An 18,784-nucleotide genomic window follows, 5' to 3' on the forward strand; every position below is an offset into this window, starting at 1 on the left:
AAGTCGATTGAAAGGTGGAAAAAGCTGGCTTAAACAATCGACTGACTAGATTGAAAAGCGTGCATCCCAGCGTTGCTGGGCCTGCTGGAATGCCTCTTCACGGCCCAGACCTAGCCCGCGCAGGGCGACGGCCATGGTGGCGATCACCGCCAGGCGACCGTAAGGATCATCGTGCTCGCCGCGCCAGAAGGCGCCCAGCACGGCCGGGTCGAGTCGCTCGGGTTTGACATGGCGCTGTGCTGACAGCGCGGGCCATTCTTCGTCCCAGTTCTCGCCAGCGAGCGTGCCATGCAGATGGCACGTACCGTCCGGGTTGGCCTCGATCTCGCCGCCTTCGCCCTTGATCACGATGGCGTGATCACCCAGCAGGCGACTGGTTTCGCGATGCACGGCCTGATAGCCGGGATGGAAGATGCTTTGCAGCCCGCAGCGGGCGCCAAGTGGATTGATCACTCGCGCCAGGGAATGGATCGGCGAGCGCAGGCCCAGGGTGTTGCGCAGATCGATCATGCGCTGCAGTGCCGGCATCCAGTCGCCCAGGTAGCTGTAGGCCAGGTTGTGCTGGTCGAGCGCCGCTCCCACTGCTTGCCAGTCCTGGCAGCAGGGGATATCCAGTTGCGCCAGCAACTGCTCGGTGTACATGCGCCCTGCGGTATGAGCACCACCGCCGTGCATGAAGATACGCACGCCACTGGCGGCCAGCGCTTTGGCGGCCAGCAGGTACCAGGGCAGATGGCGTTTCTTGCCGGCATAGCTGGGCCAGTCCAGGTCGACCGGGATTTCAGGCGCGGCGAGCCGTGGGCGGATGGCCTCAGTGAAGCCGGCGAGCTCTTCGGCGCTCTCTTCCTTGTGCCGCAGCAGCATCAGGAAGGCGCCGAGCTGGGTGTCTTCGACCTTGCCGTCGAGCAACATGCCCATGGCTTCACGGGCTTCCTCGCGGGTCAGACCACGCGCGCCGCGCTTGCCCTTGCCGAGAATACGTACGAATTGGGCGAAGGGGTGTTCGGCGGGCGTGATCAGGTTCATAGGCAATTGGTCGGTTTTGGCAGGCCGGCGAGCTTGGCGGCGAGTTTGGCGGGCGTGCCCTTGAACAGGCGATTGAGGTGCAGGCTGTTGCCCTTTTCTGTGCCGAGTTTCAGGGCCGCATACTTGATCAGCGGACGGTTGGCTGGCGACAGCTGGAATTCCGCGTAGAAGGCGCGCAGCAGGTCGAGGATCTCCCAGTGCTCAGCGCTTAGCTGCAGCCCCTCTGCGGCGGCCAGCGCCTCGGCTACGGGGCGCGACCAATCCTGCAGGTCGATCAGGTAGCCGTCCTTGTCCAGGGCGATGTCACGTCCGTCGACGTTGAGCGTACTCATGGCCAGCTGTTGACCTTGGCGTAGCGAGTGCACAGCTCGACGAACCCCGGATAGTCGACGACCTGAGCACGCTCGGGCGCCTGTAGCGCGCGAGCAGCAAGGTCTTCATCCAGAGCGTAGAGCGCAACACTGGCAGGCATCAATTGCAGCGCCTGCAGGTTGGCGGTGCCGGGCTGCAGTGCGTAGACCGCATCGCCACTGAGCAGCAATGCGTCATTGGCGCCTAGCAGACGCAGGCAACTGGCCAAACGGCTATCAGCGAACGGCGAATGGGAGAGGATATGCAGGGTGGCCATCAGAGGGTGATCACCTGGTCATAACGATCGAGAAGGGCGGTCAGCGCTGTGTCGTCGAGTTGCTGTACCGCCAGATTCAGTTCTGCATCGCTCAGGCCGCGTTCGGCCAGGCTGCGCTGGCTGGCATACAGTTCCTCGACGCCGAACATCGGCAGGGCCTGGAGGTTGGCGCCGAGGTCTTTCTGTTGCAGCTGGCCGGGCTGTTGTCCGGTGCTGAGCTGAAACACACCGTCATCGAGAAACAGCATGCCGATGGGCAGGTCGAAAGCGCCGCCGGCCAGGGCGATATCCAGCGCCTCACGCGCGCCGGGACCACTCCAAGGCGCCTGGCGGCTGATGATCAATAGTGATTTGCTCACTCACGAGCCTCCGAAACAGACAAGTCGGTCGGCTTGCTGCGCCGCTTCATGCAATTGGCCCAGCCCGGATAGATCCCACGGTGCTTCCAGGTTGGCAGCGGGCCTGGCATAGCGCTGCGCTTCCTCGCCATTGAGCACGCCACGACGCAGTGCGGCGGCGATGCAGACCACTGCGTCCAGCCCGTTGGCGGTAACGAACTCGCGCCATTCACTGGGCAGATCAAGCTCGTCCTGCGGGCTGACCACGTTGCTGGCGGCGCTGTGCACACCGTCCTGATAGAAGAACAGGCGAACGATCTCATGGCCGCCAGCCAATGCGGCCTGGGCAAAGCGCAATGCGCGACGCGAAGCGGGCTGGTGAGGGGCGGCGAACAGGGCGATGGCAAACTTCATGGGGCGTCCGACGAGGCAAAACTGGGCCAATGATAAGGCCAGGGTGCCCGGCAAACAAAGAATCACTGCAGCAAAGACAAACAGGCGCGCAAGAAAAAGCCCGCCGAAGCGGGCTTTAGGGGGGGGGGCGAACGGCTATCAGTCGTCGCCGCCCATGATGCCGAAGATCTGCAGCAGGCTGATGAACAGGTTGTAGATCGACACGTACAGGCTGATGGTGGCCATGATGTAGTTACGCTCACCACCATGGATGATCGCGCTGGTCTGGAACAGGATGCAGACCGAAGAGAACAGCACGAAGCCAGCGCTGATCGCCAGTTGCAGGCCGCTGATCTGGAAGAAGAAGCTGGCAACGATGGCGCCCAGCAGAACGAAGAAACCGGCGGTGATGAAGCCGCTGAGGAAGCTCATGTCCTTGCGGGTAGTCAGCACGTAGGCGGACAGGCCGAAGAACACCAATGCGGTCATGGTGAAGGCGGAGCTGATGACTTCAGCACCGTTGGCCATGCCCAGATAGCGGTTGAGGATCGGGCCCAAGGTGTAGCCCATGAAACCGGTCAGCGCCAGGGTGGAAAGCAGGCCCCAGGAAGAGTTGCGCAGCTTGGCGGTGAGGAAGAACAGGCCGTAGAAACCGATCAGCACCACGAAGATGTTTGGATAGGGAACATTGGCGCGCTGGCTGAGGAAGGCGACCAGGCCACTGAAGGCCAGGGTGATGGCCAGTAGACCGTAGGTGTTGCGTAGAACGCTGCTGACTTCCTGTTGCTCAACCTGAGAATGGTTGAGTGCATAATCTCGCTCTTGCATGGCGACGCTCCTGTGGCTACGAGGCTTTCAATTCGAATGTATTGGATCATAACAGAGCGGGATTGCCTGCCAAGACTTAGAGTTTGACAGTGTGTTGCGTTCCGGTAAGATTGCCGCCCGCACTACTGCGGAGGTTTGAGTGTCAGCCTCCGCACTCAAGAATTTGGAAGCGTGGCCGAGTGGTTTAAGGCAACGGTCTTGAAAACCGTCGATGGGCAACTATCCGTGAGTTCGAATCTCACCGCTTCCGCCAATTCTCCAATTGCCTTGACGCAATTTCTGACCTTAATCTGGCGCTTGCTTTTTGACGGCGGTGCACCAAGCTAGGTCAGACCCTGGCTTTTTGCTATGGTGGCCGGCAAGTTCAACCTCACCGTCGCTGCACGGTGGCTGACTAGGTGCAACGAGGTGGCGATTGATTAGGGTCCTGGTTGTCGACGATCACGATCTGGTTCGCACGGGTATCACCCGCATGCTGGCCGATATCGACGGTCTGCAAGTCGTAGGTGAAGCCTGCACTGGCGAAGAAGCCCTGCTCAAGGTCCGCGAACTCAAGCCCGACGTCGTCCTGATGGACGTGAAGATGCCCGGCATCGGCGGCCTTGAAGCCACTCGCAAATTGATGCGCAGCCATCCCGATATCAAAGTCGTCGCCGTTACCGTGTGCGAGGAAGATCCGTTCCCGACGCGCTTGCTGCAGGCCGGTGCTGCCGGATATCTGACCAAGGGCGCGGCTCTGGATGAAATGGTGCAAGCCATTCGCCTGGTATTCGCCGGCCAGCGCTACATCGACCCTCAAATCGCTCAGCAGCTGGCGCTGAAATCCTTCCAGCCGCAGAACAATGGCTCGCCATTCGATCTGCTGTCCGAGCGAGAGATCCAGATCGCCCTGATGATTGCCAACTGTCACAAGGTGCAGAACATCTCGGACAAGCTGTGCCTGTCGCCGAAGACGGTCAATACCTACCGCTACCGCATCTTCGAGAAGCTCTCCATCACCAGCGACGTCGAGTTGGCTCTGCTCGCGGTTCGCCACGGCATGGTCGACGCCGTTAGCTGAAAATGTCCGCACCATTCGATTCGAGTGCCTTCCTGGCGACCTGCAGTGGTCGCCCCGGCGTCTATCGCATGTTCGATAGCGAGGCCCGCCTGCTCTACGTCGGCAAGGCGAAAAACCTCAAGAAGCGCCTCGCCAGTTATTTCCGCAAGACCGGCCAGGCGCCCAAGACCGCCGCCTTGGTGGCGCGCATTGCGCAGATCGAAACCACCATCACCGCCAACGAGACCGAGGCGCTGCTGCTCGAGCAGACGCTGATCAAGGAATGGCGACCGCCGTACAACATCCTGCTGCGCGACGATAAATCCTATCCCTACGTGTTTCTCTCCGACGGCGAGTTCCCACGCCTCGGCATTCACCGTGGCGCGAAAAAGGCCAAGGGGCGCTATTTCGGCCCCTATCCCAGTGCGCTGGCCATTCGCGAGAGCCTGAGCCTGCTGCAGAAAACCTTCCTGGTTCGCCAGTGCGAGGACAGCTACTACAGGAACCGCACGCGTCCCTGCCTGCAGTACCAGATCAAACGTTGCAAAGGTCCCTGCGTCGGCTTGGTCAGCCCGGAGGAGTACGCCGAAGACGTGCGCCACTCGGTGATGTTTCTCGATGGCCGCAGCAATGCCTTGAGCGAGGAACTGTCGGCCAGCATGGAAAAGGCCTCGATGGCGCTGGAATTCGAGCGCGCGGCGGAACTGCGCGACCAGATTTCTATGCTGCGGCGCGTGCAGGACCAGCAAAGCATGGAAGGTGGCACCGGTGACGTCGACGTGGTCGCGGTGATGCTCACGCCTGGCGGCGCCTGTGTGCACCTGATCAGCGTGCGCGGCGGGCGCGTGCTGGGCAGCAAGAATTTCTTCCCGCAGGTGGCGATTGAAGAGGAGGGCGGCGATGTGCTGATGGCCTTTCTCGCCCAGTACTACTTGGGCAATGCCGAGCGCGACCTGCCCAGCGAACTGATCGTCAACGTGCAGCACGAAGACTTCGCCACGCTGATCGAGGCTATCGAGTCGCTACGTGGTCGCAGCCTCAGCATCAGCCTGCGGGTGCGCGGCACGCGAGCCCGTTGGCAGCAGTTAGCGGTGACCAATGCCGAGCAAGCACTGGCGGCGCGCCTGGCTAATCGGCAGCACCTGGCTGAGCGTTTCGACGCGCTGGCTACCGTGCTGGAAATGGACGAACCGCCGCAGCGCATGGAGTGCTTCGATATCAGCCATTCCAGTGGTGAGGCGACGGTCGCCTCCTGCGTGGTGTTCGGCCCGGAAGGCCCGCTGAAGTCCGACTATCGCCGCTTCAATATCGAGGGTGTCACCGCTGGCGATGATTATGCCGCGATGCACCAGGCGCTGACCCGGCGCTTCAGCAAGATCAAGGATGGCGAAGGCAAGTTGCCCGATGTGCTGCTGGTGGACGGTGGCAAAGGGCAACTGGCCATGGCTCGTGAAGTGCTGCAGGAGCTGGCCGTGCCGGATCTGATCCTGCTCGGTGTGGCCAAGGGCACGACGCGCAAGCCTGGCCTGGAAGTGCTCTACCTGAACGACGCCGAGCATGAGTTCACCTTGCCCGGCAATTCGCCGGCACTGCACCTGATCCAGCAGATCCGTGACGAGTCACACCGTTTCGCGATCACCGGGCACCGTGCGCGCCGTGGCAAGACGCGGCGCACCTCGACGCTTGAAGAGGTGGCAGGGATCGGCCCGAAGCGGCGGCGCGAGCTGCTCAATCACTTTGGCGGCCTGCAGGAATTGTCCCGTGCCAGCGCCGAAGAAATCGCCAAAGCGCCCGGAATCAGTAAAAAGCTCGCCGAGTTGATTTATGACACTCTGCACAGCGAGTAGAATGCCCGCTCACCTCGCAGCCTAGTTGTGCCGATGAACATCCCCAACTTGCTTACCGTGCTCCGGGTCGCGCTGATCCCGGTCTTCATCTTGCTGTTCTATTTACCGTTCTCCTGGAGCTATTGGGCTGCCAGCGGAGTCTTCGCGGTTGCTGCCTTGACCGACTGGCTCGACGGCTATCTGGCCCGCCGCTGGGAGCAGGGCACCCCCTTTGGCGCCTTCCTCGATCCGGTGGCGGACAAACTGATGGTGGCAGTGGCGCTGGTATTGCTGGCGGCTGAACACTCCAATCTCTGGCTGACCTTGGCCGCGGCGACCATCATCGGTCGCGAGATCGTCGTATCCGCTCTGCGTGAATGGATGGCCGAGATCGGTGCTCGGGCGCATGTAGCCGTGTCCAACCTTGGCAAGTGGAAAACCGCGGCGCAGATGCTCGCGCTGGTCATACTGCTGGGTAACCCGCCGGTATTTACCTTCTGGGTTGTGCTCGGATATACCCTGCTGGTGGTCGCAGCGGTGCTGACATTGTGGTCCATGCTGCAGTACCTGCTGGCTGCCTGGCCACACCTCAGCACCACCTCGGAAAAGAAATAAGTATTTTTGAATCAAAGGGTTGACGGCGCGTTTCGATTCTATAGAATGGCGCCCGTCGACAAGACAAGCGGGAATAGCTCAGTTGGTAGAGCACGACCTTGCCAAGGTCGGGGTCGCGAGTTCGAGTCTCGTTTCCCGCTCCAGTTTTACACGAGTCGCCAAGGCGGCTCGTTTGCTTCATGGCTGAGTTGCAGAGTGGTTATGCACCGGATTGCAAATCCGTGAACGCCGGTTCGATTCCGACCTCAGCCTCCAATATAAAAGGCCTCGTAGATCCATGATTTACGAGGCCTTTTTCATTCTCCCTGGCGTGCCTTTGCATGCCTTGCGAGGACGCAGAGGGCTGTATATAGTCCGCCCTTCGCACAGCGCTGCCGCCCGAATGGCGAAATCGGTAGACGCAGGAGACTTAAAATCTCTCGCCAGCAATGGCGTGCCGGTTCGAGTCCGGCTTCGGGCACCAATGACATGATTTCAGATGTTCCCTAGTGAACCTGAAACCTACTAAAACCGGCACTCTCAGCCGGTTTTTTTGTGCCCGTATGTTTTCAAATGATTCTGTACAACCCCGAATTTTAGGGATACGTTTAGGGATACGCATGGTTCGACGGAAAAACGTATCCCTATGGCTCGCACTGTAACGCCGCTCACAGACCCGAAATGTGAGGCCGCAAAGGCCCGCGACAAGGATTACAAGCTATTCGACGGGCAGGGCCTCTATCTGCTGGTCAAGCCCACGGGGGTTAAATCCTGGCGGTTCAAGTACACCAAGCCGGACGGGCGGGCCGGTTTGACTGCTTTCGGGAACTATCCAGCTTTGACGCTGAAGGGCGCGCGCACCCGTCGTGCCGAAGCGCTGGCATTGCTCGCCGAAGGCATTGACCCGGTAGAGGCTGCCAGGCTGGCGAAAGTCGAAGAGGCCGCCAAGAGCACCAACACTTTTGAGGCGGCGGCTAGGGCCTGGCACAAGGCCGGGGCGGCGAAGTGGTCGGCCGGGCACGCGGCCACTGTACTTAGCCGCATCGAATCGCACCTATTGCCTGAGCTGGGCGCGCGCCCACTGGCTGACCTGAAGAGTATCCCGTTGTTGATGAAGCCGCTGAAAGCTGCCGAAGCCGCCGGCAAGCTGGAGCTAGCCGGCCGTCTGCGTCAGTACATCGACGGCATCTTGAGGTTGGCAGTGCAGCACGGCCAAATCGACTACAACCCCGCCCGCGATTTGTCCGGGGCCACCGCTACCAGAAAGGCCGTGCATCGTCCCGCCTTGGCGCTGGAGCGCTTACCCGAGCTGCTGGGGCGCATTGAAGCCGACCAAGGCCGGGCCTTGACTAGCCTGGCTGTGCGTTTGGCCCTGGTGGTGTTTATTCGCTCCAGTGAGCTGCGTTTTGCCCGCTGGCCCGAGGTGGACTTTAAACGTGCGCTCTGGACGATACCGGGCGAGCGTGAAGCTATCGAAGGGGTGAAGTTCTCCCAGCGCGGCGCAAAAATGAGAACGCCCCACCTGGTGCCGTTGTCACGGCAAGCCCTGGGGCTGCTTGGCCAAATCCACGTGCTGTCCGGCAGTTATGAGCTGGTATTTCCCGGCGACCACTACCACTACAAGCCGATGAGCGAAAACACCATAAATAAGGCGTTACGGCGCATGGGCTACGACACCAAGACGGAGCTTTGCGGGCACGGTTTCCGGGCCATGGCATGCAGTGCCCTAGTCGAGTCGGGCCTGTGGTCGCGGGACGCGGTAGAGCGCCAGATGAGCCACCAAGAGCGCAACGGCGTGCGGGCGGCGTATATCCACAAAGCCGAACATCTGGAGGAACGCCGACTGATGGTGCAATGGTGGGCTGACTATCTAGATGCAAACCGTGAGCGGCATGTCACGCCGTATGATTTCGCCAATCGGGGCGGGGCGAACGTGGTGGCAATGAAGCGAGCCTAATTTTTTATATCGCCAATCTTGTAAAAAACACCAGCAGCGTAGTTGCGGATTTAATACTTCGCCCGGAGCTTGAAGTGAACATGAAGACGATTACGGAAAATAAAGCAATGGAAATGCTGTGCGAGCTAACGGGTAAAAAAATCACGCCAGACGATATGAAAGAGCTTGCTGATTTTGGCGTGGTTCCGGCCTATATGATTTTTTGTCCTCGTGACAAGGAAATGTATCCTGGGAACAACTTCTTTGTAATTAATGCCGCCTATGACGACCCTTCTTTAATGAATGGCTTTGAGGCAGAAACAAAAAAAATCCCCTACCCACTCCGAGAGGGTGGGGTATTCAAAATGGCGGAGTGGGTGTGTTTTGGGAGCGGGGAGGTCCCAACCCTAAGAACGATGAGCTACAGAGCCTTTGCTAGGAGGGCCGGCGGGCAGCTAGATAAGATTGAAGAGAAGCACTTTGTGCGGGCCTACACGCAAGTTGAGATTAGGCGTTCAGTGGGTAATGTGAAGAAATATCTAGATGAGGGCGACTACCAGAAAGCAGTGCATGATTATTGCGACTCTTCTGATGCCTTCGATATAGAGGCAACAGGAAATTGGCGAGGGATGAGCCCATTCACTGACGCTCCCGATTACATTAGTCCAAATAAGAGAACAAAAGCCAAAAGCGAAAGCCCTAATAGCTCCAAAATTAGAGACTCCGACCTCACAACAATCTCTGCACTGCTACAGATCGTCAATTCGCTCGCCAAAGAAGTCAAAGGCAGAGAGTGGGCGCAAAAAGACATAACGACCGAAATTCTGAATACTTACCCCGGGGCCATCGGAAGCCGAACGATTGCAAGAATCCTCAAGGATGCTAAAGACAGGCGAAAGGTACTTCTTACTGATGGCCGCCAACTGAGCGAGCAATGGGCCACACTGCCTCAGGACTAACCAAACCGGTATTTTTGCAATTGCAATGACTCCGACGAGTAGGGTGCATAACGTGATAAGCCTCAACCACACAGAGGCCCTTATGCACCCGAACAACCCCCAATCAACTAAAGGCCTGATCCGTCAGCCCGCCCTCTGCCAATGGCTGGACGTGACCCGTTCCGGCCTCGCCAAGCTCAAGGCGAAAGACCCGACCTTTCCCAAACCCATCAAGGATGGTGACGCCCGCCAGGCTGCCGCCTATTACGTCGTGGCCGAGGTGGACGCCTGGTTGCAAGCCAAGATTGCCGCGCGGGATAAGGCCCAGGCCGATAGCTCCAAGGGCGCGGCACAATGAGCACCCCGAACTACTGGCGGGAACTGCTCGCCACCCCGGCAGCATCCGCCGCAGACAGCCTATCTGGGCATGTCGACCGCCTGGAGCGGTTGGCCTGTATCGCCGAGTGCCAAGGCGAGCGCTTGAGCACCGGCATTGCCGCCATCGGCGAACTGTTGGACGGCGCAACAGGTGCCGGCCATGTCGATGACGGTTTGGCCGTCGCCATTTGCTCGATGCTGGCCGCGCTGGCGGGGCTATCGGCAGAGCTGGCAACCGTCACCCGTAACGCGCACGGCACCTTGGCCGGCATCCGCGCGGCCGCGCATTGCAGCCCGGCAACTCCCCACCCGTCACCCGTAAGCCAGGACTAACCCATGAGCTATTTTCAACAGCGCCGCGAGGCGTTGCCGGGATCGGCTTGCCTGAAGAAAACCCGGATCGTCGAAGACATTCGCGCGGTGGCCGCTGTCGCGTTGCAGCACGCTGCCGCATTGGTGCCGGAGCTACTGCCGGAAGGCACCCGCAAGAGCAGCGAATGGGTTGCCCGCAACCCCACGCGAGCCGACCGACAGGCCGGGAGCTTTTCGGTTTCCCTGGTGGACGGACGCTGGCATGACTTCGCCTGTGGCGACGGCGGCGGCGACTTGGTGTCGCTGGCCGCCTATCTGTGGGGCGTGAATCAGGCGGACGCCGCGTGCGACCTGGCCCGCCGGCTTGGGCTGCGCCTCCACGCGCTGGATGGGCGGCAGGACACTGGCGATAGTCACGACGACGGCCAACGTCGGCGGTTGGCGGCGGCAAGGCTGGAGGCAGAGCAGCGTACCGCCCGCGAGGCCGAGCAGAAACGCCACAAGCAACAGACCGCCGCCGACTTCGCTCGCCGACTGTGGCAGGCCAGCGCCGCCGCCAACCCGGCGCACGCCTATCTGGCGGCGAAGCGGTTACACGCCCAAGACCTGCGCGAGTATCGCGGCGAGCTGCTTGTGCCGTTGCTCAACACTGCCGGCGAGCTGGTGAACCTACAACGTATCGGCGCCGACGGCGGTAAGCGCTTTCTGTTTGGCGGCCAGGTGCTGGGCGCCTTCCACCTGCTGGGCCAAGTCGAGCCGGGGCGGCGCTTGTTCGTCTGCGAGGGCTGGGCGACCGGCGCCACGCTGTTTGAACACTACGAAGGCGCCGATGCCGTGGTATGCGCCATGAATGCCGGCAACCTGCGCCCGGTAGCCCAGGCCCTGCGCGCCAAGTACGGCAGTCTGATTGAGCTGGTAATAGCCGGCGACGACGACCGCCTAAGCGATGGCAATCCCGGCCGTACGGCTGCCGATGCTGCCGCCCTGGCGGTCGGGGCCATGGTGGTGTTCCCCGAGTGGCCGGCGGGCGCGCCACTGGAACTGTCCGACTTCAACGACCTGCACTGCTGGGACGCTGCCCATGACCGATAGGCCAAGCCAAACGGAGCCGGGCGAGACATTTGGGGCGGCCGGCCAGGGGGAAGCGACGCCCAGCGGCAAGCGGCCGAGCAAACCCGCCAGCAAGCCCGCGCCCAAGAAGCGCAAGGCGAAGATCAAGCACCCCACGGTTACGCCGGCCCGGCCGAGCTGGGCCACCTATGCCAGTTGGGTACAGACGCGGCAAGGCCACGTCCTGGCCCCCGGCCTTTACTTCCACGGCATCCGCGACGATGCGGAAACCGACACGCTGGTTTGTTCGCCACTGGAGGTGCTGGCTATTACCTGCGATGAGCGCGGGGAGAACTTCGGCCGACTGCTGCACCTGCTGCCCAAAGGGGCGAGCGCCTGGAAGCAGTGGGCGGCACCGATGGAGATGCTGGCCGGCGACGGCGCCGAGCTGCGTGCGGTGCTGCTCAACATGGGCGCAACCATCCCGCACAAACAGCGGCAAGCGCTGATGGACTACCTGATGAGCAGCAGCCCGGAACGCCAAGCCATGGCGGCGACGCGCACCGGCTGGTATGGCCCGGCACTGTTCGTCATGCCGCGCCGAGTCATCGGCGGCGGTGACGTGGTGTTTCAGTCGACCGAGGCCGGCGGCCATGAATACGACACGGCCGGCGACCTGGCCGGCTGGCAGGCCGAGGTGGCCGCCCGTTGCCTGGGTAATCCGGTGCTGATTCTTGCCGTCTGCGCGGCCCTGGCCGGGCCTTTGCTGACCCTGCTCGACGCCGACGGCGGCGGCTTCCACCTGCTGGGCGATAGTTCCAGCGGCAAAAGCATTGCGCTGGCCGTGGCCGCCAGCGTGTGGGGTAAACCGCGCGACTTCCTTCGCACGTGGAACGCCACCAGCACGGGACTGGAGGGCGTGGCCACGCTGCGCAATGACACCCTGCTTGTGCTCGACGAAATCGGCGAAGCCAAGCCCCAGGATGTGGGCGGGATCATCTATGCCCTGGGCAACGGCACCGGCCGCCAACGCGGCAAGGTGTCGGGCCTGCCCCGCCAAGTGCAGAAGTGGCGGGTCATGGTGCTGTCCAGCGGCGAGCTGACCATGAGCAAGCACATGGAAAGCGCCGGAATGCGCAGCAAGGCCGGCCAAGAGCTGCGCCTATTGGACGTGCCCACCTATCGCCGCTATGGCGCCTATGACAACTTGCACGGCCTGGGCCTGCCCCATGAGCACACCAGCGAGGATGGCCGCAAGGGTGCCGGCCGGGCATTCGCCGACACCCTCAAACGCGCGACGGCGCAACACTACGGCCAACTTGGGCCGGCCTTTGTCGAGCTGCTGGTGGCACGCGAGCCGACTGCCGAGGCCGCCGCCGAGCTGGAAGCCTTGTTCGCCGACATGCGCCAGGGCTTCCCCATCGGCACCGGGCAGGATGCGCGGGCGGCGGCGCGATTCGCCATCGCCGCCCTGGCTGGCGAGCTGGCCATACAGGGCGAGTTGCTGCCGTGGGCGCAGGGCACCGCCATCGCCGCGATGCGGGAACTGTTCGGCGCTTGGGCCGAGTTCCGGGGCCGTGGCCAGTCCGAAGACGCCAAGATCATGCGGGCGGTGTCCACCTTCATCGACCGCCACGCCGCCCGCTTCGCCAACATCGACGGTACGGACGGCGCCGCCGTGCATGACCGCGCCGGCTGGTATCGCGCCCATGGCGACGGCCGCCTCTACCTGTTCACCGCGCAGGCGCTGGCCGACGCCGCCCAGGGCTTCGATACGCGGCGCGTGCTGGCCTGCCTCGACAATGCCGGCGCCATCGCCGAACGCGACAACGACCGCGACGGCCGCCTGACCAAGCGTGTGCGGGTCAAGGGTGAAGGCGTCGCGCGGGTCTACGTGGTCAATCCCGCCGCCTTGCTGGCCGCCTTGGAGGAATAGCCATGGCAGACCAGAAATCGCCAACCGGGAAACCCCGGGTCACACCGGGAACAAACCGCCAGGTCCAGCAAGCGCGGGTCTTTGCGGGCGCCGTTGCTGGGTCACAGACCGGGAACACACCGGGAACAGCGGCCAGGCTTTTTGTTCCCGGTGTTCCCGGTGTTCCCGGTCAAAACCAATACCGGGAACAGCTACAGCCCCCGTCGTTGCTGGTTGTTCCCGGTGTTCCCGGTGTGACCCAGGCCAACAGCAGGTAGCGCGCTGCAATGGACCAGCGAAAACGGCGCCGCTCGACTTGGCGGCCCTGGGCGCATTCGTTCGGCGGTCGCAACCCGTCACCAACAACGCAGAGCACGGCAGCCCCTCGAATCTGCCCGCCGCGCAGTGGCTGGAACTGCTGGCGGCCGTGCTGGGTTGTTCGCCTGACTGGTTGCTGGAAAGCGGGCGGGTGGATGCCGACGACCTCGCCGCGCGCGGGCGTATCAGTGACGCCGCCCGGTTGATTCGCTCGCACGGCTGGACAACGCCACCGCGCCCGCTGCGTTCGCCGACACCGGCCGGCGATGCCAGCACCACCGCAGCATCGCCTTTGCCCTGGCTGGTGGCCCGCGACGCCTACCTGAGCCACGTCATGGCGTGCGGCATCTGTCGTGCCCACCTCCCCAAATCCCCCACGCACTGCCCGGCCGGCGCCGAGCTGCGCACGCACTACGACCAGCAAACCACACGCCATATCACCTCAACCCTGGAGACTCCCCATGTCTAAATCCGTTGCCGTCAGCCTGTCCGAAGCCGCAATCAAGCGGCATGCAGGCGACAGCGCAATCACCCAACTGCGCGACACCCAGCGTCCTCTGCGCTTTCGCTACCGCCAGAACCGCGAGCGGGGCAGTTTCTACGTCGTGACGCGCGCCCAGGGCAAAGAGCACTGGCACAAGCTCGGCAACTATCCCGACCTCACCGTTAAGGCGGTGTTGTCGGTGCTGCCCAACGTCATGCAGCGCCTGGCCATCGAGCCACAATCGGGCGCGCTGTCCACGTCCGGTTGGTCGACCGTCGGCGAGGTGCTGGAGTGGTATACGCATCGCGTCGCGCACGACGGCAACCTGAGCAAGAACCGAAAGGCCACGGCGCGCTCGGCGGTGAAGTGCCAATTGCTGCCCTGTCTCGGCGCGCTGCGCTTGGTCGAACTGAACCATGCCACGCTAGACACCAAGCTGATGTGGCCGCTGCAATCGCAATACAGCGTGGCGCATGTGCGCTTGGTGTTCGGTGTGCTCAAGGTCGCATTCAAGCAGGCCGCGAGCCTGGGCCTGATCGGCAAGAACCCAATGGCCGACATGACCTTTACCGACTTCATCAAGACCAAGATCAAGCCGAAAGATGCGCGCTTGCGTCCGGTCGATTGTGAACGCCTGCTGGAGCATTGGGCCGCCCGTTACCGTCACGAAACCACGGCGGTCGCCCTGGCGGTGCTGATGCTGGCCCACGGCACGCGGATCGGTGAAACCCGCCAAGCCAAGTGGCGGCACTTCGACCTGATCGGCAAGACCTGGCATATCCCAGCCGTCGACACCAAGACCAAGAAAGCCCACACCCTGCCACTCACCGCCCAGGTGTGCGCCTTCCTGGCCCGCTATCGTGCTAGCCAGGTGGCCCGAGGTTATGACGGCGCCTACCTGTTCCCCGGCGTGCAGGGCCGCCCCTTCAGCGAAATGCAGGCGCAGTTGGCGTTTACCGCGTTGTCGGGCGAGCAATGGACCAGCCACGACCTCAGAAAAACCGCGCGCACCGCCTGGGCTGACCTGGGCGTCGATTACCTGATCGGCGAGCTGCTGCTGAACCATGCGCTGAAGGCCCTGGACGTGACCTATATCCACACCACGGCCGAGGCACAGAAACGTCAGGCTCTGGAGCGCTGGCATGCCTGGCTCGATGAGCGCGGCTTTGCCGCCCTGCACAGTGCGACGGGGGCGACTGACGCCAGGACATAAGCGAGACAGGCCAACCCCAGCCCCTCCCGCCCAGGCCAGCGCCGGCGGGGCTGGGCAGGAGGGTCAGAAATTGATTACAGGGGAGTAGGTATGAGGGCGTATTATCTCTGTCGAAACAGCTTTGCTGAATGTTGACTAATCATCCGGCCATTCAATTTTTCTTAGTGCACTAATCTCTTTCTGAACAAAATCTGCGAAATCAAAGGTAATTGCCGTCCGCGTTCTATCGATTGCAGATTGATGAGAAAGTTCATCATTTATAAAACCGGGCGACAACATGTTGAGCAAGCTATCTAGGTGCTCTTCATTAAAACTCTTCGGCGCAAGAATGGATGGGTCTTTCTTGGCGCGTTCTGGAAGTGTTTTGATATCTAGTAATGCTTGCTTTTGTGCTTCCTCCAGCTTGGCGGCTATGTTGTTGATGGTTAGTTTTAAGTGGGAGTTGTCAGTGCTGCTAAGGACTGTTTCTGATTTGCTTTTTTCTACTCTGTCCCTCAAGCATTGCGCTGCATCTATCTTCAGTATGCTGTCACCAAGTTCATTACGATTTTCAGGGATTCTTGTTTTAGGTGGTTCCATGAGACCAGAGCAAAATGGTGCTGCATAGGCGATACCTTCGATTAGTTCTTGGCGGTCGCGCTTATAAAGTTCGCGCTCTTTAAACTCAAGATTAATGGTTGCTGCCTTTAATTTCTCATTGGTTTCATTTAGTTCAAGCTCTCGGCGAGCGATGCCTTCCTCCAGTGTCGCTACTTTGTATAGGGGAATTACTGTGAAATAAAACACGCCTATGGTAAGGGCGAACAAGCCAAACTGTGACATGTGGCTGATTCGCGAAAGCCATATGTCTAATGTGCTTGTGACGCTATCTGCTTGCGGCTCTCTAGAGCTGGAGGGGCTTCTTGATATGTTTTGTGTTTTTCTTTGGCGCTTCATGTGGGGTCCGTTCCCAGAGTGGGCAGTTGCTAAAAACGCTATCAGAAAACCTATTAACAGGGGCAGACATTCGCTACCGCATCGCTAGTGCCGCAAGTGGGCAGGTTTCCTTACAGTGGGTCCCTCTAACCATTGATTCGACGTCCACGGTCGACAGGCCCGCGCGGTTCGCGAATTTTCCGGCCCGGCGAAATCGCTGCCTTTTGTCCACCTTTTTTGGACAGAAAGCAGGCAAATAGAGCACCTAACGCGTTGTTTTTCCTCGCATCTACCGCCTCATAGAAAGGTGGCAAGGTGGACATGGCAAGCACACCGCCGCAAGCCAAACACGCCACAACCCGTGCTGCCACCGGCTCTAGCGCGCATTCGGGGGGAGGGGTGGTCAAATCCCTGTAACCTCACAGACTCGACACCGAGCGCCTAGCCTTTTACACACGACCGCGAAATAAAAAATTCTGATGTCAGCCCATGCCTGTCTACTCAGTATCGTTACGCGTCACGCCTCCGCATACGAGGGTAGAGCCAGATTTAGGGATACGTTTAGGGATACGCTTCTCTTTCGAGATGGATGCCGCTCAGTATTGGCGAGGCCTGTGGCTGACTGTTCGGCTCCGGCTTCGGCACCATTGACATGATTTCAGATGTTCCCATATGACTCTGAAACCCAATTAAACCGGCCTCTGCAGCCGGTTTTTTTGTGCCGTATGTTCCGGTATGTGTCTGTACGTATGCCTATTTTAGGTAGGGTTTTACCCCGTTAACACGGACACTTTCTAGTAAGTTCACACGGGTATCGTTTGGACAGAAAGCAAAGCCGCCAGGAGGCGGCTTCAATTGACGCACGGTAGAACTTGCTTTCGCCCTTTCTGCGTCGCTGGCTCAACTCAGAGTCAGACTCCTTGCCGGCTTAGCCGGTGATGGATCAGGTATGGGCCGGGGTAGCGTGCAGTTCAATGCCCAGGGCATGCATGACCTTGATCACGGTATCGAACCGTGGTTGCGCGCCGGGGGCGAGGGCCTTGTAGAGACTCGCACGACCCAGGCCAGAGTCCTTAGCTATCTGCGACATGCCGCGTGCTTTGGCCACATGGCCGATCGCGCGGATCAGTTCATCAGTGTCGCCGTCGGCCAGGACTTGAGACAGGTACTCGCTGACTGCCTCTTCACTGTCGAGCAGCTCAGCCATGTCGAATGGGATCAGGGTATGAGGCATGATCAAACCTCCTTTGCCAGTTTCTTGGCCTGCCGGATATCAGCAGGTTGTGTGCTCTTGTCGCCGCCTACCAACAGGACAATGACTATGCCGCCACGGACGGTGAAGTACAGGCGGTAGCCAGCGCCTACATCAATGCGCATTTCAGACACTCCATCACCTACAGACTTCACATCACCCAGGTTGCCCGCGGCGGCTCGATCAATACGGCGCGCGATTGCAACCTTGGCCTTGAGATCGCGTACGGCGGAGTGCCAGTTGGCGAAGGTCTTTGTCTGCTGGATGAGGTATGCCATGGGATGCATTGTATCCGAGTGGAGACACTCTGCAAAGTTCTGGCTGCTGGCAGGCGGCAACAGCCAGATTCCCGCTACCCATGGGGAAAGTTCATCCTGTGGTTTCCCCCGCTTGGGTGGTCGGGCCTGTTCTGGATGGGGCGCCTGGGGAGACGAGAGGATGACCACGATTGATCGGGTGGAAGACCTACCAGATTGGTTTGATCTGGATAAATACGAGGGCAGCGGACAATTTCGTACTGTTGATTGGTTTGGCAGTCTGTGTGCTCGAAAAGAGAAATATTCAGGGCTGCTACCTGATTCGCGGCGTGGTAAAGGCGCTACGCGATGAAGGCTTCATTCCTGAGCCGGTTGTAGGCTCGTGACCGGATTCTCCACGAACACCAGCTGCGACTCATGGCTGTACTTATAAGGTGTCGTTTCGGCATCGGGCGAGTGGTATTTGACGTTGGTAACGGCCAGGCCGATGTGTTTGCTGTTGCTGTCGCCTTCGAAGACATTGATGAAGACGTTGTTGCCTTCGCAGTCGCGCTCGACATAGGTGCCGCAATTGCCGGTGTTGTCCGATTCGCTGGCGGTAAACAGGGCTGTGGTCGACCAGCCATCGAACACCACCAGCGAGTAGCTGCTTGCCGATGAGCCTTGCCCCGAGCCTGAACCGCCGATGATCACGGCGGAATGGCTGTCGCTGTAGTCATCGAGAGTACGGATCTGGTTGTACTGGCCACCGAACTCCTCCAGTGACCGCGCTTCGCCGATCTGCGGGCGCACAAGCAGGTAGCCAGCCCAGAAGTTACGACCGGCGTTCTCATACGCCACGGAAGCGAGATAGGCCTGTTCGCCACCCTTGAGCGTGACGGGCAGCAGCTTCTGGATGGTCGGGCCCATTTCGTTGATTTCTTCTGGAGACCAGGCGGCGATCTGCGTGGACGACGGTGGCGTGGGGGCGGCGGCGAAGGCCGAGCAGGCAGCAGAGAAGGTGAGGGCGGTAACCAGTGAGCGCATGACTGTTCCCTGTAGTCGGTTGGCTTCCAATGCTGCGAGGCAGCGTTGCGTCGAAGATACAAGCCACCTTGGGCCAACGCCAGCGGATGACGTTTGTCATCATTGTTTCGCCGCACCG

At 60.7% G+C, this 18,784-nt stretch carries 22 protein-coding genes and 4 tRNA genes; 16 read left to right on the plus strand and 10 right to left on the minus strand.

Features of this window, described 5'->3' with window-relative positions; translation table 11 throughout:
- Window positions 1-45 precede the first annotated feature (45 nt).
- The 6 genes from BM059_RS07445 to BM059_RS07470 form a co-directional block, all read right to left on the minus strand.
- Window positions 46-1,026: a glycosyl transferase family protein gene (locus tag BM059_RS07445; protein WP_074937724.1), complete on the minus strand. Its 981-nt coding sequence runs from the start codon at window positions 1,024-1,026 to the stop codon at window positions 46-48.
- Complete coding sequence (locus tag BM059_RS07450) at window positions 1,023-1,358, minus strand: TusE/DsrC/DsvC family sulfur relay protein (RefSeq protein ID WP_074937726.1); 336 nt, start codon at window positions 1,356-1,358, stop codon at window positions 1,023-1,025. The genes BM059_RS07445 and BM059_RS07450 overlap by 4 nt, the downstream gene beginning before the upstream one ends.
- Entirely contained in the window at window positions 1,355-1,654 is a 300-nt protein-coding gene (gene tusB / locus BM059_RS07455) for a sulfurtransferase complex subunit TusB (protein ID WP_074937728.1), read from the minus strand. The genes BM059_RS07450 and tusB overlap by 4 nt, the downstream gene beginning before the upstream one ends.
- Window positions 1,654-2,013, minus strand: coding sequence for a sulfurtransferase complex subunit TusC (gene tusC / locus BM059_RS07460; RefSeq protein ID WP_036999473.1), 360 nt, complete (start codon window positions 2,011-2,013; stop codon window positions 1,654-1,656). Before tusC ends, tusB begins: the two co-directional genes overlap by 1 nt.
- Complete coding sequence (gene tusD / locus BM059_RS07465; protein ID WP_074937730.1) at window positions 2,014-2,406, minus strand: sulfurtransferase complex subunit TusD; 393 nt, start codon at window positions 2,404-2,406, stop codon at window positions 2,014-2,016. It abuts the gene before it with no gap.
- Window positions 2,407-2,544: 138 nt separating this feature from the next.
- Complete coding sequence (locus tag BM059_RS07470) at window positions 2,545-3,213, minus strand: Bax inhibitor-1/YccA family protein (RefSeq protein WP_036999476.1); 669 nt, start codon at window positions 3,211-3,213, stop codon at window positions 2,545-2,547.
- 165 nt (window positions 3,214-3,378) lie between these two features.
- Here BM059_RS07470 and BM059_RS07475 point away from each other — a divergent pair.
- The 15 genes from BM059_RS07475 (at window position 3,379) to BM059_RS07545 (ending at window position 15,216) form a co-directional block, all read left to right on the plus strand.
- A tRNA-Ser gene (locus BM059_RS07475) sits at window positions 3,379-3,466 on the plus strand.
- 162 nt (window positions 3,467-3,628) lie between these two features.
- Window positions 3,629-4,273, plus strand: a complete 645-nt coding sequence (gene gacA / locus BM059_RS07480) for a response regulator transcription factor GacA (RefSeq protein WP_036999477.1) — start codon at window positions 3,629-3,631, stop codon at window positions 4,271-4,273.
- Window positions 4,274-4,275: 2 nt separating this feature from the next.
- Window positions 4,276-6,099: an excinuclease ABC subunit UvrC gene (gene uvrC, locus BM059_RS07485; protein WP_074937732.1), complete on the plus strand. Its 1,824-nt coding sequence runs from the start codon at window positions 4,276-4,278 to the stop codon at window positions 6,097-6,099.
- 33 nt (window positions 6,100-6,132) lie between these two features.
- Window positions 6,133-6,693, plus strand: coding sequence for a CDP-diacylglycerol--glycerol-3-phosphate 3-phosphatidyltransferase (gene pgsA / locus BM059_RS07490; protein ID WP_036999480.1), 561 nt, complete (start codon window positions 6,133-6,135; stop codon window positions 6,691-6,693).
- 67 nt (window positions 6,694-6,760) lie between these two features.
- Window positions 6,761-6,836 (plus strand) — tRNA-Gly (locus tag BM059_RS07495).
- Window positions 6,837-6,874: 38 nt separating this feature from the next.
- Window positions 6,875-6,948: transfer RNA gene (locus BM059_RS07500), tRNA-Cys, on the plus strand.
- Window positions 6,949-7,069: 121 nt separating this feature from the next.
- Window positions 7,070-7,156 (plus strand) — tRNA-Leu (locus tag BM059_RS07505).
- Between the two features lie 162 nt (window positions 7,157-7,318).
- Window positions 7,319-8,629, plus strand: a complete 1,311-nt coding sequence (locus BM059_RS07510; RefSeq protein WP_074937734.1) for a tyrosine-type recombinase/integrase — start codon at window positions 7,319-7,321, stop codon at window positions 8,627-8,629.
- 74 nt (window positions 8,630-8,703) lie between these two features.
- Window positions 8,704-9,567: a hypothetical protein gene (locus BM059_RS07515; protein WP_139220709.1), complete on the plus strand. Its 864-nt coding sequence runs from the start codon at window positions 8,704-8,706 to the stop codon at window positions 9,565-9,567.
- Window positions 9,568-9,649: 82 nt separating this feature from the next.
- Window positions 9,650-9,904, plus strand: a complete 255-nt coding sequence (locus BM059_RS07520; protein WP_074937738.1) for a helix-turn-helix transcriptional regulator — start codon at window positions 9,650-9,652, stop codon at window positions 9,902-9,904.
- Entirely contained in the window at window positions 9,901-10,257 is a 357-nt protein-coding gene (locus tag BM059_RS07525; RefSeq protein WP_074937740.1) for a hypothetical protein, read from the plus strand. Before BM059_RS07520 ends, BM059_RS07525 begins: the two co-directional genes overlap by 4 nt.
- A 3-nt stretch (window positions 10,258-10,260) precedes the next feature.
- Window positions 10,261-11,328, plus strand: coding sequence for a toprim domain-containing protein (locus BM059_RS07530; RefSeq protein ID WP_083413241.1), 1,068 nt, complete (start codon window positions 10,261-10,263; stop codon window positions 11,326-11,328).
- The gene (locus tag BM059_RS07535; RefSeq protein WP_083413242.1) at window positions 11,318-13,222 is read left to right on the plus strand and encodes a DUF927 domain-containing protein; all 1,905 of its coding nucleotides are present in this window, start codon (window positions 11,318-11,320) and stop codon (window positions 13,220-13,222) included. The genes BM059_RS07530 and BM059_RS07535 overlap by 11 nt, the downstream gene beginning before the upstream one ends.
- A 295-nt stretch (window positions 13,223-13,517) precedes the next feature.
- Window positions 13,518-13,988, plus strand: a complete 471-nt coding sequence (locus tag BM059_RS07540) for a hypothetical protein (RefSeq protein ID WP_074937742.1) — start codon at window positions 13,518-13,520, stop codon at window positions 13,986-13,988.
- Window positions 13,981-15,216: a tyrosine-type recombinase/integrase gene (locus BM059_RS07545; protein ID WP_074937744.1), complete on the plus strand. Its 1,236-nt coding sequence runs from the start codon at window positions 13,981-13,983 to the stop codon at window positions 15,214-15,216. Before BM059_RS07540 ends, BM059_RS07545 begins: the two co-directional genes overlap by 8 nt.
- A 135-nt stretch (window positions 15,217-15,351) precedes the next feature.
- On the opposite strand, the gene BM059_RS07550 is transcribed toward BM059_RS07545, so the two are convergent.
- The 3 genes from BM059_RS07550 to BM059_RS07560 all read right to left on the minus strand — a co-directional run bounded on the left by BM059_RS07550 (window position 15,352) and on the right by BM059_RS07560 (window position 17,661).
- A complete protein-coding gene (locus tag BM059_RS07550) occupies window positions 15,352-16,152 on the minus strand; it encodes a hypothetical protein (RefSeq protein ID WP_139220710.1) in 801 nt (266 codons plus the stop codon).
- Window positions 16,153-17,074: 922 nt separating this feature from the next.
- The gene (locus BM059_RS07555; RefSeq protein WP_074937747.1) at window positions 17,075-17,365 is read right to left on the minus strand and encodes an addiction module antidote protein; all 291 of its coding nucleotides are present in this window, start codon (window positions 17,363-17,365) and stop codon (window positions 17,075-17,077) included.
- Window positions 17,366-17,367: 2 nt separating this feature from the next.
- The gene (locus tag BM059_RS07560) at window positions 17,368-17,661 is read right to left on the minus strand and encodes a type II toxin-antitoxin system RelE/ParE family toxin (RefSeq protein WP_036999669.1); all 294 of its coding nucleotides are present in this window, start codon (window positions 17,659-17,661) and stop codon (window positions 17,368-17,370) included.
- A 160-nt stretch (window positions 17,662-17,821) separates the two neighbouring features.
- On the opposite strand from BM059_RS07560, the gene BM059_RS25370 reads away from it, so the two are divergent.
- Window positions 17,822-17,992 (plus strand): hypothetical protein, encoded by a 171-nt coding sequence (locus BM059_RS25370; RefSeq protein ID WP_167364562.1) that lies wholly within the window; start codon window positions 17,822-17,824, stop codon window positions 17,990-17,992.
- A gap of 5 nt (window positions 17,993-17,997) precedes the next feature.
- Here BM059_RS25370 and BM059_RS07565 read toward each other — a convergent pair whose 3' ends face one another.
- Window positions 17,998-18,666, minus strand: coding sequence for a hypothetical protein (locus tag BM059_RS07565; protein ID WP_074937749.1), 669 nt, complete (start codon window positions 18,664-18,666; stop codon window positions 17,998-18,000).
- Window positions 18,667-18,784 lie beyond the last annotated feature (118 nt).

The organism is Ectopseudomonas composti (assembly GCF_900115475.1).
In the GTDB taxonomy this organism is placed as follows: Bacteria; Pseudomonadota; Gammaproteobacteria; order Pseudomonadales; family Pseudomonadaceae; genus Aquipseudomonas; species Aquipseudomonas composti.

What these genes read in the sequence shown, in the direction of transcription:
- BM059_RS07545 (WP_074937744.1), top strand. Translation starts at nt 13,981, where the DNA reads ATGTCTAAATCCGTTGCCGTCAGCCTGTCCGAAGCCGCAATCAAGCGG.
- BM059_RS07555 (WP_074937747.1), bottom strand. Translation starts at nt 17,365, where the DNA reads ATGCCTCATACCCTGATCCCATTCGACATGGCTGAGCTGCTCGACAGT.
- tusB (WP_074937728.1), bottom strand. Translation starts at nt 1,654, where the DNA reads ATGGCCACCCTGCATATCCTCTCCCATTCGCCGTTCGCTGATAGCCGT.
- BM059_RS07510 (WP_074937734.1), top strand. Translation starts at nt 7,319, where the DNA reads ATGGCTCGCACTGTAACGCCGCTCACAGACCCGAAATGTGAGGCCGCA.
- BM059_RS25370 (WP_167364562.1), top strand. Translation starts at nt 17,822, where the DNA reads ATGACCACGATTGATCGGGTGGAAGACCTACCAGATTGGTTTGATCTG.
- BM059_RS07530 (WP_083413241.1), top strand. Translation starts at nt 10,261, where the DNA reads ATGAGCTATTTTCAACAGCGCCGCGAGGCGTTGCCGGGATCGGCTTGC.
- BM059_RS07470 (WP_036999476.1), bottom strand. Translation starts at nt 3,213, where the DNA reads ATGCAAGAGCGAGATTATGCACTCAACCATTCTCAGGTTGAGCAACAG.
- BM059_RS07450 (WP_074937726.1), bottom strand. Translation starts at nt 1,358, where the DNA reads ATGAGTACGCTCAACGTCGACGGACGTGACATCGCCCTGGACAAGGAC.
- BM059_RS07565 (WP_074937749.1), bottom strand. Translation starts at nt 18,666, where the DNA reads ATGCGCTCACTGGTTACCGCCCTCACCTTCTCTGCTGCCTGCTCGGCC.
- pgsA (WP_036999480.1), top strand. Translation starts at nt 6,133, where the DNA reads ATGAACATCCCCAACTTGCTTACCGTGCTCCGGGTCGCGCTGATCCCG.
- BM059_RS07560 (WP_036999669.1), bottom strand. Translation starts at nt 17,661, where the DNA reads ATGGCATACCTCATCCAGCAGACAAAGACCTTCGCCAACTGGCACTCC.
- BM059_RS07525 (WP_074937740.1), top strand. Translation starts at nt 9,901, where the DNA reads ATGAGCACCCCGAACTACTGGCGGGAACTGCTCGCCACCCCGGCAGCA.
- BM059_RS07550 (WP_139220710.1), bottom strand. Translation starts at nt 16,152, where the DNA reads ATGAAGCGCCAAAGAAAAACACAAAACATATCAAGAAGCCCCTCCAGC.
- tusD (WP_074937730.1), bottom strand. Translation starts at nt 2,406, where the DNA reads ATGAAGTTTGCCATCGCCCTGTTCGCCGCCCCTCACCAGCCCGCTTCG.
- BM059_RS07445 (WP_074937724.1), bottom strand. Translation starts at nt 1,026, where the DNA reads ATGAACCTGATCACGCCCGCCGAACACCCCTTCGCCCAATTCGTACGT.
- uvrC (WP_074937732.1), top strand. Translation starts at nt 4,276, where the DNA reads ATGTCCGCACCATTCGATTCGAGTGCCTTCCTGGCGACCTGCAGTGGT.
- BM059_RS07535 (WP_083413242.1), top strand. Translation starts at nt 11,318, where the DNA reads ATGACCGATAGGCCAAGCCAAACGGAGCCGGGCGAGACATTTGGGGCG.
- BM059_RS07520 (WP_074937738.1), top strand. Translation starts at nt 9,650, where the DNA reads ATGCACCCGAACAACCCCCAATCAACTAAAGGCCTGATCCGTCAGCCC.